General features: G+C 73.7%; 8 protein-coding genes. 4 read left to right on the top strand and 4 right to left on the bottom strand.

Translation table 11 applies throughout. The annotated features are described in order from the left end of the window. Positions 1-7: 7 nt before the first annotated feature. Positions 8-631, bottom strand: coding sequence for a hypothetical protein (locus tag BEP24_RS10965; protein ID WP_065963281.1), 624 nt, complete (start codon positions 629-631; stop codon positions 8-10). 335 nt (positions 632-966) lie between these two features. On the opposite strand from BEP24_RS10965, the gene BEP24_RS10960 reads away from it, so the two are divergent. Genes BEP24_RS10960 through BEP24_RS10950 form a run of 3 tightly spaced genes read left to right on the top strand, consistent with a single transcriptional unit; the run spans position 967 to position 9,414 of the window. After that, entirely contained in the window at positions 967-3,663 is a 2,697-nt protein-coding gene (locus BEP24_RS10960; RefSeq protein ID WP_065963278.1) for a hypothetical protein, read from the top strand. Continuing rightward, on the top strand, positions 3,660-5,135 hold the full coding sequence (locus tag BEP24_RS10955) for a hypothetical protein (RefSeq protein ID WP_065963274.1): 1,476 nt from the start codon (positions 3,660-3,662) through the stop codon (positions 5,133-5,135). The genes BEP24_RS10960 and BEP24_RS10955 overlap by 4 nt, the downstream gene beginning before the upstream one ends. Before the next feature lie 46 nt (positions 5,136-5,181). Continuing rightward, on the top strand, positions 5,182-9,414 hold the full coding sequence (locus tag BEP24_RS10950; RefSeq protein WP_065963273.1) for an FtsK/SpoIIIE domain-containing protein: 4,233 nt from the start codon (positions 5,182-5,184) through the stop codon (positions 9,412-9,414). Between the two features lie 333 nt (positions 9,415-9,747). On the opposite strand, the gene BEP24_RS10945 is transcribed toward BEP24_RS10950, so the two are convergent. Genes BEP24_RS10945 through BEP24_RS10935 form a run of 3 tightly spaced genes read right to left on the bottom strand, consistent with a single transcriptional unit; the run spans position 9,748 to position 13,466 of the window. Then, a complete protein-coding gene (locus tag BEP24_RS10945) occupies positions 9,748-11,778 on the bottom strand; it encodes a serine/threonine-protein kinase (protein ID WP_065963271.1) in 2,031 nt (676 codons plus the stop codon). A gap of 48 nt (positions 11,779-11,826) precedes the next feature. Then, positions 11,827-12,783, bottom strand: coding sequence for a mycothiol synthase (mshD, locus tag BEP24_RS10940; RefSeq protein WP_065963268.1), 957 nt, complete (start codon positions 12,781-12,783; stop codon positions 11,827-11,829). Continuing rightward, a complete protein-coding gene (locus BEP24_RS10935; RefSeq protein WP_065963267.1) occupies positions 12,783-13,466 on the bottom strand; it encodes a response regulator transcription factor in 684 nt (227 codons plus the stop codon). The genes mshD and BEP24_RS10935 overlap by 1 nt, the downstream gene beginning before the upstream one ends. Before the next feature lie 105 nt (positions 13,467-13,571). On the opposite strand from BEP24_RS10935, the gene BEP24_RS10930 reads away from it, so the two are divergent. Next, positions 13,572-13,853 carry a hypothetical protein gene (locus BEP24_RS10930; protein ID WP_083230295.1) on the top strand — a complete coding sequence of 94 codons (282 nt, stop codon included), beginning with the start codon at positions 13,572-13,574 and terminating at the stop codon, positions 13,851-13,853. Positions 13,854-13,911: the final 58 nt, after the last annotated feature.

Here is a 13,911-nt window from a genome sequence, read left to right as displayed (position 1 = left end):
CGCTCGATCATCCCGCTGCCGGCGGGACCCAGGGCGCCGTCGGGTCCGGGTGATCCGGCCGCTCGATGCGCTCGTCGAGGTACTCCTCGAACGCCGTGAAGCCGCGGGCGAGACCCATCACCGAGAACAACCGGCTGCCGTCGGCCGCACGGCCCTCGAGTCCGCCGTACTGGTTCGCGAGGGGCAGTACCGCGGCGATCTCGGACACCGCGACGCGTCGTTCGGCACGGAACCCCTGCCGGACCAACACGTGGTCGTCCATCCCGAGGATCCGGGTCCGCCGCATCGAACCGGACAGCAGGAGGCCACCGACGCCGCACAGCAGGATCGCCCCGGCGGTGATCGCCGGTCCCGGCCCCGCGTCGGATCCGGACGCTCCCGAGGCGAGCGCAGTGACCGTCACCACCGTTGCGAGTGCCCCGACGACCGCGAACAGGATCGAGACGACGGCGATGGTCATCCACTGCCATCGACGGAGGCGGACGGTGACGATGGCGCCGGCCTCGCGCGGGAGCTCCAGGCCTCGGTCCGCCCGTCGCTCGTCGCGCCGCTCCGTCGTGACCTTGACCAGCACGACGATCGCGTAGCCGACGACGAGGGCGATGCCCAGTGACAGCACCGTGGTCCACATGCGTCACACCGTACCGAGCGAGCGCGGACTGGCCGGCAACGCGTGTTGCCGACCAGCCCGACGTCCGTGCTCCGCCGACCGTCACTCCGTTCGGCGATCCCCCCAGAACACATGTGCAGAATAACAGTTCACCGACGCTGGTCAAGCCGGGACCCGGCCGTGGGAGCAGGTGCGCCGTGGCCCGAACGGGGGCCAGGATCCCTGTGGAGAAGCCGGTCGGCGAGGTGCTCCGTCGCTACCATCGGAGGAGCAGTCGATTCTTGAGGGGGACGATCGTGATGCTCAGGCGCGCCGGGGGGACCGGAGCACGAACAGGTGACCGACTGATCGGTGGCGTGGCCATCACCGGCGCGCTCGCGCTGGTGCTCGTCGGCTGCACCGCAGATCAGGACCAGGTCGCGGACCCGTCACGGGTCCTGCAGACCGTCGACACCGTGCTCACGACGAACGGTGCCGTCAGCGCGGTGTCGGACACGACCATCTCGGTGGCCGGCGACCGTTCGTCCTCGAAGACCACGCAGCACGAGGCCGCCGACGCCGCGGCAGACCTCCCGCTCCGCATCACGACGCAGTACACGACCGACAAGCGGTCCGGTACCGACCTCGGCGACCTCGACGGGTACTCGGGTCGCGTCGAGATCGACCTGACGATCGAGAACCTGACCGTCCGGCCGAAGAACATCTCCTACGACGTGGCCGGTTCCGCGCGGACGACGCCGGCCCTGGTCGGCGCGCCGTTCAGCATCGCGGCCTCGACGGTGCTCCCCGGCGTGCGGCCCGACCGGGTCGTCACCCAGGCGGTCGACGGCGGCGCCGCGACGGACGGTGTCGTGAGCACGAACGGCGACGGTGACGCGGTCGTGCAGTGGGGCCGTCTGCTCGCACCGCCGACCTCGGGGGCGAGCAGCACGCTGCACCTCGTCGCCGACGTCGAGGACCTGTCGACGCCGGCGTTCGACGTCGCGGCGCAGCCCGGCCTCACGACGGATCTCTCGACGACGGGTGTGATGAACGGTGCGTTCGGGTCGCAGACCGACTCCGAACTCGCTCTCCAGCGACGCACCATCGACCTCATCGCCCAGGTGAACGAGGTCCTCGCTCGCGCCGGCGGCACGATCACCGAGGTCCGGTCGAACCTCGAGACGACCTCGCAGACGCTCGGCGTGCGCACCGCGGAGCGTCTCAAGGACAGCAGCTCGTCACTCGCGAGCACCATGCAGTCGCTCTCCGGTCAGCTCACGTCGTTGAACGGTGACCTCGACTCGACCGTCCAGGCGACGCAGTCCACGGTGCTGCAGCAGCTGCAGCAGACGACGAGCAGCCTCGACGCGCTGCTCGGGGACACGTCGGCCACCGCCCCGACGCCGGTCCTCGAGGGCGACGTCTGCAAGAGCATGCCGAAGTCCGACGGGGCGCGCGGCAGCGTCTACGCGAACCTGCTCCGCATCTCCTCGCAGCTCGACGGCTACGCCGATGCGAGTGAGCAGTGCAAGCAGCAGGTGAGCGCGCAGCTCGCCGCGTCGGTCGGTCCGGCGTCGCCGGACGCGACGGCGTGCGCCAGCGAGGAGGCCCGTGGCTCGTTGACCTGTGCGCTCTGGGCGTCGTCGGCTGCGGTCAACACCTCGCTCATCGGCCTGGTCTCGAAGGGGCAGGAGCTCGCAGCCGGGCTCGACCCGAACCTGTCGAAGACGGCGATCGCGCAGTCGAAGGCGCTGAACGACCAGCTCGCCGAGATCGCGAGCCGGCTCGAGACCGTCGGAAGCGACGACGGCAGCGTCGACGAGGCACTCACGGAGTTGGACGCCCTGATCACGACGACCGAGCAGTCGGTCCGCCCCGTCCAGGAGGGTCTGGCGAGCATCAACCAACGTGCTCGGACCGCTCGTGGCGTGCTCGGCGATGCTCCGGACGGACCGTTCTTCAACACCTCACTGCAGTCGCAGAACCGGGCTCTCGCCGACCGGGTCTGTGGCCTCGTGACGCTCGGCCGTATCGACCAGGTCGACGCGGACGCGCTTCGCGGGTACCTCACCGCCACGCCGTGCCCGGGTGCTGCAGACGGCACCACGCTGCGACCCGGCCTCGGCTTCGACACGCCCATGGACGAGCGGCTCGCGCAGCAGGCGTCCGCCTGGGACGCACTCATCGCCGAGACCGACCGGCAGTCGACGACCGGTGTCGGTGCGGCCACGAACACCCTGGCCGCGTCCGTCGGTGCGCTCCGTGGGGGCGTGCAGCAGGTCCGATCGGCGATCGCGGCCGACGACGGGTCGGTCAGTGGTTCGGTCCGCGACCTGCAGGACCGTGTCCGGCAGGCCGCGGCCAGCGGGGCGGTGGTCAACGGGCAGCTCGTCAAGGTCGCCGACCAGCAGTCGAAGCTCCAGGACGCCGTCCGCGCGGCGTTCCAGCAGGCGTCCGACGACTCGAGCAAGCAGGTGCAGGCGCTCATCGACGACCAGGTGCGGAAGGTCAGCGACACCGCCGGCGCCAGCCGCGAGTCGGTCATCCAGGCCTTCGACCAGTCGATCGCCGGACTCCGCACAACCGCGCAGGAGGTCACGAGCGACTCCAAGGGCACGATCGACCAGCAGAAGGGCACGCTCCAGCAGCAGGGCAGCGAACTCGCCGCATCGGTGAGCAGCCAGACCGCGGCGAGCCTGCAGCGCATCGACGCGAGCACGAGCGCCTCGGTCCGTGACGTCGAGGGAGCGAACACGCTCCTCTCCGGCGACCTCAACCGGGTCATGCTCGACCTGGGCGACCGGAAGGTGAACGGCTCCGGGATCCTGGGCGCGATGGCGACCAGCGCCGCGAAGTCCGACTCCGCCGACTACCAGCTGGCGCTCGCCTCGCAGAACGCGGCCGGGTACGCCAACGTCCGCGCCGAGGACGTGGGCGGCATCCTGCTCCAGCAGCAGCAGTTCCGTGCGTCGCTCGACGCCGCCGACGAGCTGCCCGCGTTCCGGTACGACGTCCCGAAGGGTGCGACCTCGACGACCCTGTACGCCTTCCGCATCGGGGGAGCACGATGAGCCGCCACACCGACCGTGCCGACGCCCCCGCGCCGGAGCCCACCGCTGCCGGCAGTGACGCCGTCGACCGAGCCACCATCAGCAGCGACAGCGCCGCCGACCGTGACACCGACACCGACGCCGGACCGGACACGGCGCCCGACTCCGACAGGAAGCGTCGACGCACCGTCGTCATCGCCTCGACGGCCGTCCTCGCTGCCGCTGCGGTGGTCGCGGCGATCGTGGTCGTCCGGGTGAACGCCGATGCGCCGGCCGAGGCCGTGTCCGCGACGGCCCCCGTGCCGATCACCGTCGGACACGTCCCCGACGGTACGAAGATCGGTGTCGTGGTCACCCTCGGTGACGGTGAGGGCTCCGAGTGGGCCGATGCCGCGCAGGGCGCCCTCGTCGCGGAGCGCCGGCTCGCACTCGGCGGCACCGACGTCCAGCTCGTCACGCAGAACGACGGCGGGTCGGTCGACGGCGCCCGGAAGGCAGTCGAGACCCTCGTCCAGCAGGGCGTCGCCGGGATCGTCGTCGCCACGTCCGGCCAGCACGTGAGCGGGGCCCTCGCCGCCGCCTCGATCGCGGGCGTCCCGGTGGTCGCGCCCTACGCCGCCGCCGCAGACGACGCCTGGTCGACGGCGCCGTCGACCGACTCGGTCGCGTCCGCGCTCCAGCGGGCCCTGGGCCGTGCGCAGTCGCCGCTGCTCGTGGACCTCGGCGGTGGCGCCCCTGCCGGCCTGCGGGTCGCGCACCTCGTCGACGCCGTCCGAGACCCCGACACGGCGGCCCTGGCCGCGAGCATCGCCCAGCGCACGGGCGTCGACACGACCAACGGCACGCTCGACGGCGCCGCGGGTGCCCAGGCAGGGGCTGCCGACTCCGATGCCGTCGTGCTCAGCGGACCGGGCGCGCGGCAGGGTGCTCTCGTGGCCGCGCTCCAGGCTGCGAAGGTGACCGTGCCCGTGGTCCTCACCTCCGACGCGACCAGCCCGGCGTTCACCGCCGCGCTGACGCAGGCCGGCGGCAGCCTGAGCGGCGACTTCCGCTCGGTCGGTGTCGAGACCGACGATGCCCGAGCCCTGGCCACCGACGCCGAGGGTCGTGCGATGTCGGCGTACCTCGGCGGCCTCCGGGTGCTCGCGGACGACGCCGGCGCGAAGAACCTCACGGGCGACCGTCCCTTCTCGGCGGTCGCTGCAGCCGCGGACGCCCGGAGCCACGACGCCGTGGTCGCCCTCGTCGCCGCCGTCGGCTCGGCGCGTGCGGTCGAGCCCGCAGCCGTGACCGATGCGCTCGCCCGGCTCGACCTGCAGGCGCGCGACGGTCTGGCCGGTCCGGCGCTCGACTTCGGTTCCCGCGAGGCGTTGCGCACCCCGGCGACGGTGCTCGCGGCGTCGTCGCAGGACCTCGGCCTGCGTCCCGCGTCGACGTCGGACGACGCGGCGACGGCACCGCTCGTCTGGTTCGCCGACACGTCCCGCCGCTGACCGTCGCCCTGCAGGACCACGACAGGACCCGAGAGAGGACCACCCCGTGCGCGTGCTGATCGAGCTCGACGACCGACGCGAGACCGTCGAGGTCGACGGGTGGGCGCCGACGGCCACGATCGGACAGCTCGTCACGGCGGTCGTCGGGCACACCCTCACCGGTGACGACGCACTGGCGGTCGACGGACACCGGACGAGTCCGGACACCCCGCTGGGGGACCTCGTGCTCCTCGAGGGGTCTCGGATCGCCCGGACCGTCGAGGAGCGGCCGCGCTCCCTCGACGGCTGGACTGTCACGCTCGCGGGCGGACTCGACGCCGGGCTGGTCCTGCCGGTGCCGCACAACCGTCGCCTCGTGGTCGGACGTTCCCCCCAGGCCGACGTGGTGCTGCCGACCGAGAGCGCTTCGTGGGAGCACTGCACCGTCGAGCTCGAGGACGACGGTGTCCGGGTCCGCGACGCTGGCTCGACGAACGGCACGGTCATCGCGTGCGAGCGGATCGACGAGGACGGCGTCCTGCTGGCCGGAGCGACGAGCGTCATCGTGGGCGGTGCCGTGCTGCTGGTGCGTCCCGACCTCACGGAGACCACGGTGCCGGCAGCGGGTTCGCTGCCGAACCTCACCCCGGCGGCCACCGCCCCGTTCAACCGGCCGCCCCGGCCCGGTCGCATCACCGACGTCGAGACCGTGACCCCGCCGACGCGACGCGACGTCGCACCGGCCTCCAAGTTCAGCTGGATCACCGTCGCGGCACCCCTCGTGCTCGCCGGCGCGATGGTCCTGCTCCTCGGTGACGCCCGGTTCGCCTTGTTCGCCCTGCTCAGCCCCGTGACGGCGATCGGGATGTGGTTCGAGCAGAAGCACCGACGCGCGAAGAACCTCAAGGAGGAGGAGACCCGCTTCGCCGAGGCGGTCGAGTCGTTCCGCGGCGAGATCACCGCCACGGCCGCGGTGGAGGCGGCCCGGCGGCAGGAACTCGTGCCCGATCCGGCGACCGTGGTCCGCCGTGCGCTCCTCCCGACCACGGCTCTCTGGCAGCGCCGTTCGGCCGACGACGACTTCCTCAGCCTCCACGCCGGGACGGGCGATGCTCCCTGGCGTCCCGAGGTGGACCAGCGAGCGGCATCCGCCAAGCTCGAGGACGAGGCCAAGGCCGCCATCGGCGACAGCCGACTGACGGCGGCTCCGGTCGTGGCCGACCTGTCCGACGCGGGCGTCGTCGGCATCGTCGGGGACCGCGACGGTGCGCTCGCCCTGGCCAGGAGCCTCCTGGCGCAGGCGGCCGTGCACTGCGGGCCGGCGGACCTGACGGTCGGGGTGTTCTGCGACCGGGGCCGCGAGGAGGACTGGTCCTGGGCCTCCTGGCTCCCGCACACGCGCGTCGCGGGCAGCAGTACGGGCGCCCGGTGGATGTCGGCACAGCGCGACCAGAGCGCGGCTGTGCTCCGCGGCCTGCGCGAACAGCTCGACGCGCTGCCGACCCCGAACCTGCTCGTCGTCATCGACTCCGAGGTCCTCACCGAGGGGCGCGACGCTCCCGCGCGCAACCTCCTCGGCGAGGGCAGGACGGTCCCGGGCGCCTCGCTCCGCCCCGGTGAGCGCCGCCAGCGGGTCAGCGGGATCGTCATCGCGACGAACGAACAGCAGCTCCCGGCGTCCTGTACCACGATCGTGACGGTCGCCGCGGACGCCGCAGCCACTGTCTACCGGCCGGAGGACCGCACCCGCGTCGAGGACGTCGTGCTGGCCGGCCTCAGCGCCCGCACCGCCGAGCGGACGGCCCGGGCCGTCGCCCACTTCGACGACCCCGAGCTCACCGTGCCCGGGGCATCCCTGCCCGCCCTGGTCCGACTGCCCGAGCTCCTCGGGATGGACGAGGGCCCCACCGTCGCCGGGGTCCGCGCCGCCTGGGACGCCCGGACCGGTACGTCGACGCCCATCGGCTCGTCGGAGTCCGGCGTCCTCGAGATCGACCTGGTCCGGGACGGTCCGCACGGCCTCGTCGGCGGCACGACCGGTTCCGGCAAGAGCGAGTTCCTGCGGTCCCTCGTCGCGGGGCTCGCGGCCCGCAACGACCCGACCCGACTGAACTTCCTGCTCGTCGACTTCAAGGGCGGGGCCGCGTTCGCCGCCTGTGAGCGGCTCCCGCACACCATCGGCACGATCAGCAACCTCGACGAGCAGCTCGCCGACCGCGCGATCCGTGCCCTGGAGGCCGAACTCGAACGGCGGCAGCGCGTCTTCGCGAGCGCCGGTGCGGACATCGACAACCTCGACGCCTACCTGGCGACCCGCCCGACCGAGCCGATGCCCCGGCTGCTGTTCGTGGTCGACGAGTTCGCGATGCTGGCCAAGGAGTTCCCCGACGTCCTGACCTCGCTCGTCGCCATCGCCGCCGTCGGCCGGACCCTGGGCGTGCACATGGTCCTCGCGACGCAGCGTCCGGCGGGCGTCGTCAGCGAGGACATCCTGGCGAACACGAACCTCCGGGTCGCCCTGCGCGTGCAGAGCCGCGAGGACTCGACCAACGTCATCGGTGTGCCGGTCGCGGCGGGCATCGGTCGGCAGCAGACCGGTCGCGCGTTCGTGAAGCTCGGCCAGGACGACATCACGCCGGTGCAGACCGCGCTCGTCACCGGCCGTGCCCGCGACCAGCGTGCGGAGCAGGACGTCACGGTCCGCGCCACCGACGTCTTCGGCGTCCCCGCCCCGGCTTCCGCGCCCGCCGCGAGCGCGTCGGACGACACCGACCTCGACGTCCTCATCGACGCGATCCGGCAGGCGAACGACGCCGCCGGGTACGCGCCACCGCGGCCGATCTGGCCCGAGGCGCTCGGGGAGCGTGTCGACCTCGACGCACTCCCCGCGGCGAGCGGCATCGTGCCGGTGGCCCTCGCCGACGACCCGGACCACCAGCGGCAGATCGCCGGCGGCTGGGACCTGTCGGAGGGCAACCTCATGCTCATGGGGATCCCGGGCAGCGGGACGAGCACGGCGCTGACCTCGATCGCCCTCCAGGCCGCCCGGACCACCGACCCCGCCGAGCTCGACCTGCTCGTGCTCGACATGGGCGCGGGCGACCTCGCACCGCTCGCCCGGCTCCCGCACACCACCGCGTACGTGGGTTCCGGCCCGGGCGCGGGGGAGCTGCAGGCCCGTTTCCTCCGACACCTGCGCGCCGACCTCGAGCGTCGCCGTGCATCGCCGGGCGGACGACGCGCGCTCGTCCTGATCGACGGGCTCGCCGCGCTCCGCGACGAGTACCAGGACTTCGAGGGGCAGCAGCTCCTCGACGCGCTGTACCGCGTCTACGCGGAGGGGCCGGCGCTCGGGATCTCGTTCGCGGTCTCGACGACGCGCGCGAAGGCGGTCCCCTCGGCGATGGACGAGGTCACGACGCAGAAGTGGATGTTCCGCCTCGCCGACCCGTACGACTACGCGTCGATCGGCGTGCGCCCGAAGGACGTCCCGCCGCCCGTGCCCGGCCGGTTCATCGACTCGACCACGAAGCTGCAGAGCCACGTTGCCACGCCGGCCGTGCCCCTCGACCGGGCGGTCGCCGACGTCGCCGCAGCCTGGCCGGACGCCGCCGCCAAGGCGAGCGCGGTCGGACGCCTGCCCGACGCCGTGAGCGTGCGCGACCTCGCCACCCCCGCGCAGTTCGGGACCGAACCATGGCGCATCCCGGTCGGCATCGCGGAGGACGACCTCGGCACCGCCGTCCTCGAGGTCTACGACGGCGAGCACGTCCTGGTCGCCGGACCTGCCCGCTCCGGCAAGTCGACGGTGCTCCTCGCCATGGCGGACCTGGCCCGCTCGGCGGAGGGTGTCCGTCCGGCCGTCTGGGCGATCTGCGATCGACGTTCGCCCCTCGCCGACGCACCCCTCGACCGCGTGGCCGTCGGCGCGGACGAGGTGCCCGCGCTCCTCGCCGGGCTCCGGATCGAGCGCGGCCCCGTCCTGCTCCTCATCGACGACGCGGAACGCTTCGAGGACGGCGACCAGGGGATCGCGTCGCTGCTCACGACGGAGCGGCCGGGCCTCTGCGTCGTCGCGGCCGGGCGTTCGGTCGACCTGCGGACGCTCTACAACCACTGGACGCGGACCGTCCGCAAGGCGCGCTGCGGTCTCCTGCTGCAGCCCGACGTCGACTACGACGGCGAGCTCCTGGGCGTCGCCCTGCCGCGCCGGGCGCCCGTCGCACTGACCGCCGGGCGCGGGTACGCCACGTCGGGCGGTTCGGTGCGGCTCGTGCAGGCGGCGTCCCCGGCCTCCTGAGGCACGTCGCCTCCCGGGACGACGGACTCCCGTCGTGCCGGGAGGCGCGCCACCGCGCGTCCGGCCGGGAGGCACGGTGCGGCTCCGCCACGCGCCTCCGGTCGGGTGGTCGTCGCGGTCGGGAGGCGCGCTGCGGCTCCGCCACGCGCCTCCGGTCGGGTGGTCGTCGCGGTCGGGAGGCGCGCTGCGGCTCCGCCACGCGCCTCCGGTCGGGTGGTCGTCGCGGTCGGGAGGCGCGCTGCGGCYCCGCCACGCGCCTCCGACCAGTCCGGGGCCTGGCCCGAACAGACGGGCGACCCGGCCCGAGCAGCCCGCCCGCCCCGCCGCCTACGCCTACGCCTGGTCGCGCGTCGTGATCCCGAACGGCGAGCTCTCGAGGTCGCGGAAGTTCCCCACGGTCGCCCGAACGGTGCACGACGGCGCCACCGACAGTGCGGTGACGACGAGCCCGTCCGACGACACCGCGAGCGCGCCCGAGCACCCGTCGGAGAACCGCACGCCGGACTCCCCGCCGGCCACGTCGGTGAGCATCTGCGACGGCGCCCCGCTCGCCGGACTGCGGTACAGCGGGTTGAGGTCGTCCGCGCCGCTCGGCCACACCGGCACGAGCGTCACGGGCAGCGTCGTCTGGCTGACGGTGCGGTCGGGGGTCCGCACCTCGATGCCCTGCAGACGTTGCACCGGGTAGGCCGTGCCGGCGACGGAGCGGTCGGTCACCGCCTCGGTGGTGGCCGCCCCGGCAGCGTCGAGCCACTGCTGCAGCGCCGCCTGGTCGGTGACCCCGCGCAGCGCGACGGTCGCCTCGACGGTGAGCTCCTGGTCGGCGGGCACGACCACGTCGGACACGGTCCACGAGCAGCGCGCGTCGACCCCCGTCAGCGAGGGCTGGTTCCGCGCGCCGGAGACCCCCTCGCCGCTCCAGGTCACCGCGGGGCAGTCGGCCCGGTCGTCGACGCTGGGCAGCACCTCGAGCAGGTCGCCCCGCAACGGGACCGACTGCGCGGCGTAGGTGATCGCGACCTGGACGGTGCCGCGCTCGGGGTCGATCGTGGCCTTGCGGGTCGTGGCGAGTCCGGTGGGCAGCGGCCGGTCCTGCTGGTACGCGCTGCCGGCCTGCGCGGTCGCTGCGCCGCCGGGACGGTCGCGCCCGCCGAGGGCACCGGGCAGCCAGACGACGCCACCGACGACGAGGGCCGCGACGAGCACCACGCCGAGGGCACCGAGCCCGACCATCCGGTTCGTCAACCAGTCCGGTCGCTGCCACCGACGATGTTCGGGAGTCTCGGGCTCCCGGACGGTGGGGAGCGGGGGACGCGCGAGCGGCCGGATGACGGTCTCGGAGCCGGCGGTGCCGAGGTCGGGGGCCGGACCGAGGTCCGCGGCGACGGGAGCGACCGCCGCTGCGTCCTGGTCGGGTCGGGTTCCCCGGACGACGGTGGCGGGTCGCTCGACCTCGGCGAAGGAGTCCGGGTCGGTCGCCGGGTCGAGCGCGGGGGCGTCCGACAGGGCTCGTGCGAGGCGACGTAGGGTCGCGGCGGCCTCGGTCGCGGCCGGACGGGCACCGGGGTCCTTCGCGAGCAGCGCGGACAGCGTCGACCACAGTGCGTCGGGGACCTCGAGCCGGGGCGGGTCGCTGGTCACGTGCCGGTACGCGACCGCGAAGTCGGTGCCGGGCCCGGCGAACGGCGTGCGGCCCGCGAGGAGTTCGTAGAGCATGACCCCCGCGCCGTAGACGTCGGCGGCGGGACCGGACCGGCCGTGGCTGATCGACTCGGGCGCCATGTACTGCGGCGTCCCGAGCAGCCCGGTGGTGGTGCGCTCCCGGTCGGCGACCACCGACGCGATGCCGAAGTCCGACACCCGGACGAGTCCGGTCGCTCCGGGAGCCCACCCGTCCGCGAGCAGGACGTTGTCGGGCTTGACGTCACGGTGGGTGACGTCCTGCGCGTGTGCTGCCGCCAGCGCGTCGAGCGTCTCCGCCGCGATGGTCAGGGCGTCGCGCGGGGGTAGGGTGCCGGACGCGGCGAGCAGGTCGCGCGCCGAACCCCCGCCGACCAGGTCCATGACGATCGCGAGCCGGTCGCCCTCGACCACGAGGTCGCGGACGCGCACGATCGAGGGGTGCTGCAGTCCGAGCAGCACGGTGCGCTCCCGGACGAATCGTTCGACGATCGCCGGGTCGGCGGCGAGCTCGGCACGGAGGAGCTTGGCGGCGACGTGCTCGCCGGTCGCGGTGTGCTCGGCGCGCCAGACCTCGCCGGTGGCACCGGTGCCGAGCAGGTCGACCAGGCGGTACGAGGCGCCGAGCGGCTCGCCGCGGCCGTACTGCGCCTGACCGTGCTGCGCCTGGCCGTCTTCAGCCACGGTCCACCCCCGGATGCCTGTGGTCGACCCCTCGCCGACCGCGCCATGTTACCGGCCGGAGGGCGCCCCGTACTGGACGTCGACCGCGTGCTGTGTGAAACCCGACCGCTGGTACAGGGCGAGTGCCGGGACGTTGTCACCCTCGACGTACAGCGCCGCTGCCTCGAGCCCGCGCCCGACCAGTCGTGCGGCACCGGCGCGCATCAGCACGCCGCCGAGTCCGCGTCCCTGCTGGTCCGGGCGGACGGCCACGGCGTAGAACTCGCCGATGCCGTCCTCGACCTTGAGCCAGCACGACCCGACCAGTGCGCCGTCGGCGTCGCGGAGGAGCAGCAGGTCGTCCCCCGAGAACCACGGCTCGGCCTCGCGGGCACGGAGGTCCTCGAGGGTCATCCGGCCCTGCTCGGGGTGGTGCGCGAAGGCGGCGGCGTTCAGCTGCAGCCAGGCGTCCTCGTCCTCGGGCTCCCCGGGGCGGAACGCCGACAGGGAACAGCCCTCGGGCAGACCGGGGTCGCTCGGCTCGTCGGCGATCGGCGCCCGGAGCTGCAGCAGCGTCCGCACTGCGGTCCAGCCGTGACGCGCCGCCAGGGCCCGCGCGGCGGGGTGGTCACCGTGCGCCCACGCGAGCCGCGGCGCGGAAGCGGTCCCGGTCCCGGTCGCAGCCCCGGACGCGGACGCGGACCCGGTCGTGGACCCGGACCCTGGTGCAGCGGTGCTGCCGACGGCCACGTCGTCAGCGGCCGCGTCGTCCGGTGCCGCGCCGTCCGCGGCCCCGCCGCCCAGGGCGAGCGCCTGCGTGACGAGCCCCGTCCCGACGCCGCGGCCACGGGCCTCCCGGGCGACCACGAGTTCGAGCTCACCGTCACGGACCACCGCGACCCCGCGATCGTCGCCGAGCACCGTCGCGCGGCCGGCGCGCACGTCGACCAGGGTCTGGTCGGAGAACGGGGGTGCCTCGCCGGCCGCCGCCGACGCGGCGGCGAGGAGCTCGACGACCGCGAGCACTAGCGGGCCGCCAGCCGGTCGGCCTCGTCGTCGTACACGTTGAAGCGGTAGCCCACGTTGCGCACGGTGCCGATGAGCGACTCGAGGTCACCGAGCTTGGCGCGCAGGCGTCGGACGTGCACGTCGACCGTGCGGGTGCCGCCGAAGTAGTCGTAGCCCCAGACCTCGCTGAGCAGCTGTTCGCGCGTGAAGACCCGGGAGGGGTGGCTCGCGAAGAACCGCAGGAGCTCGAACTCCTTGAACGTCAGGTCGAGCGGCCGTCCGCGCACCTTGGCGGAGTAGCTCGCCTCGTCGATGACGACGCCCGATGCCTGGATCTTCGAGCCGGACGGGTTCTTCGACGCGCGGCCCGTGGTGAGGCGGATGCGCGCGTCGACCTCGGCGGGGCCGGCGGTCTCGAGCACGACGTCGTCGACGTTCCACTCGCTGTTGACCGCGGTCAGCCCGCCCTCGGTGACCACGAGCACGATCGGTGTCGTCGAGCCGCTCGTGGCGAGGATCTTGCACAGCGCCTTGGCGCTCACGAGGTCGGTCCGGGCGTCCACGAACATGAGGTCGCTCTGCGGGGCGTTCACGAGCTGCGCGGCCTCGGCCGGGACGTGACGGATCCGGTGGCTCAGCAGGCCGAGGCTCGGCAGGACGTCGCCGGGCGCGGCCGAGGTGAGTACCAGGAGCTGGGCCACAGGACCTCCAGAGCGTGGGGGAGTCGTGGACACATCCTAGTGATGTGCCGGGCCCCGCCCGCCCGGACCAGCCCGCTCCGGAGCCGGTGCTGCCATGATGGGCGCGTGAGCGAGACGGACCAGCCCCTCGACCAGCGCCGCCTGCGGCTGACGTCGGTGCTGCCGGTGTGGGTGCTCGCGGTCGTCGGCGCCGTGCTCGTGCTGGCGCTCACGCAGAAGGACTCCTTCGCCTGGTTGCTCCTGGTGTTCCTGCTCTGCGTGCTCGTCAGCTTCGTGCTGCAGCTCATCACCGCGACGAAGGACGGGTTGGTCGAGCGGATCAGCATCGCCTCGTCCGGGGCGTTCGTGGTCGTGCTCGTGACGGCGGTCGTCCTGCTGCTGCGCTGAGCACAGCCCCCTCACCACCGCGCGGCACCCGTGGAACCGCGCCGCCCCACCGCCGCGC

It is taken from the genome of Curtobacterium sp. UCD-KPL2560, from assembly GCF_001705035.1.
In the GTDB taxonomy this organism is placed as follows: domain Bacteria; phylum Actinomycetota; class Actinomycetes; order Actinomycetales; family Microbacteriaceae; genus Curtobacterium.
This window is presented reverse-complemented; position numbering and strand designations above follow the sequence as displayed.

Excerpts from the sequence above, each read along its gene's own strand:
- BEP24_RS10965 (WP_065963281.1), bottom strand. The coding sequence starts at position 631 with ATGTGGACCACGGTGCTGTCACTGGGCATCGCCCTCGTCGTCGGCTAC.
- BEP24_RS10955 (WP_065963274.1), top strand. The coding sequence starts at position 3,660 with ATGAGCCGCCACACCGACCGTGCCGACGCCCCCGCGCCGGAGCCCACC.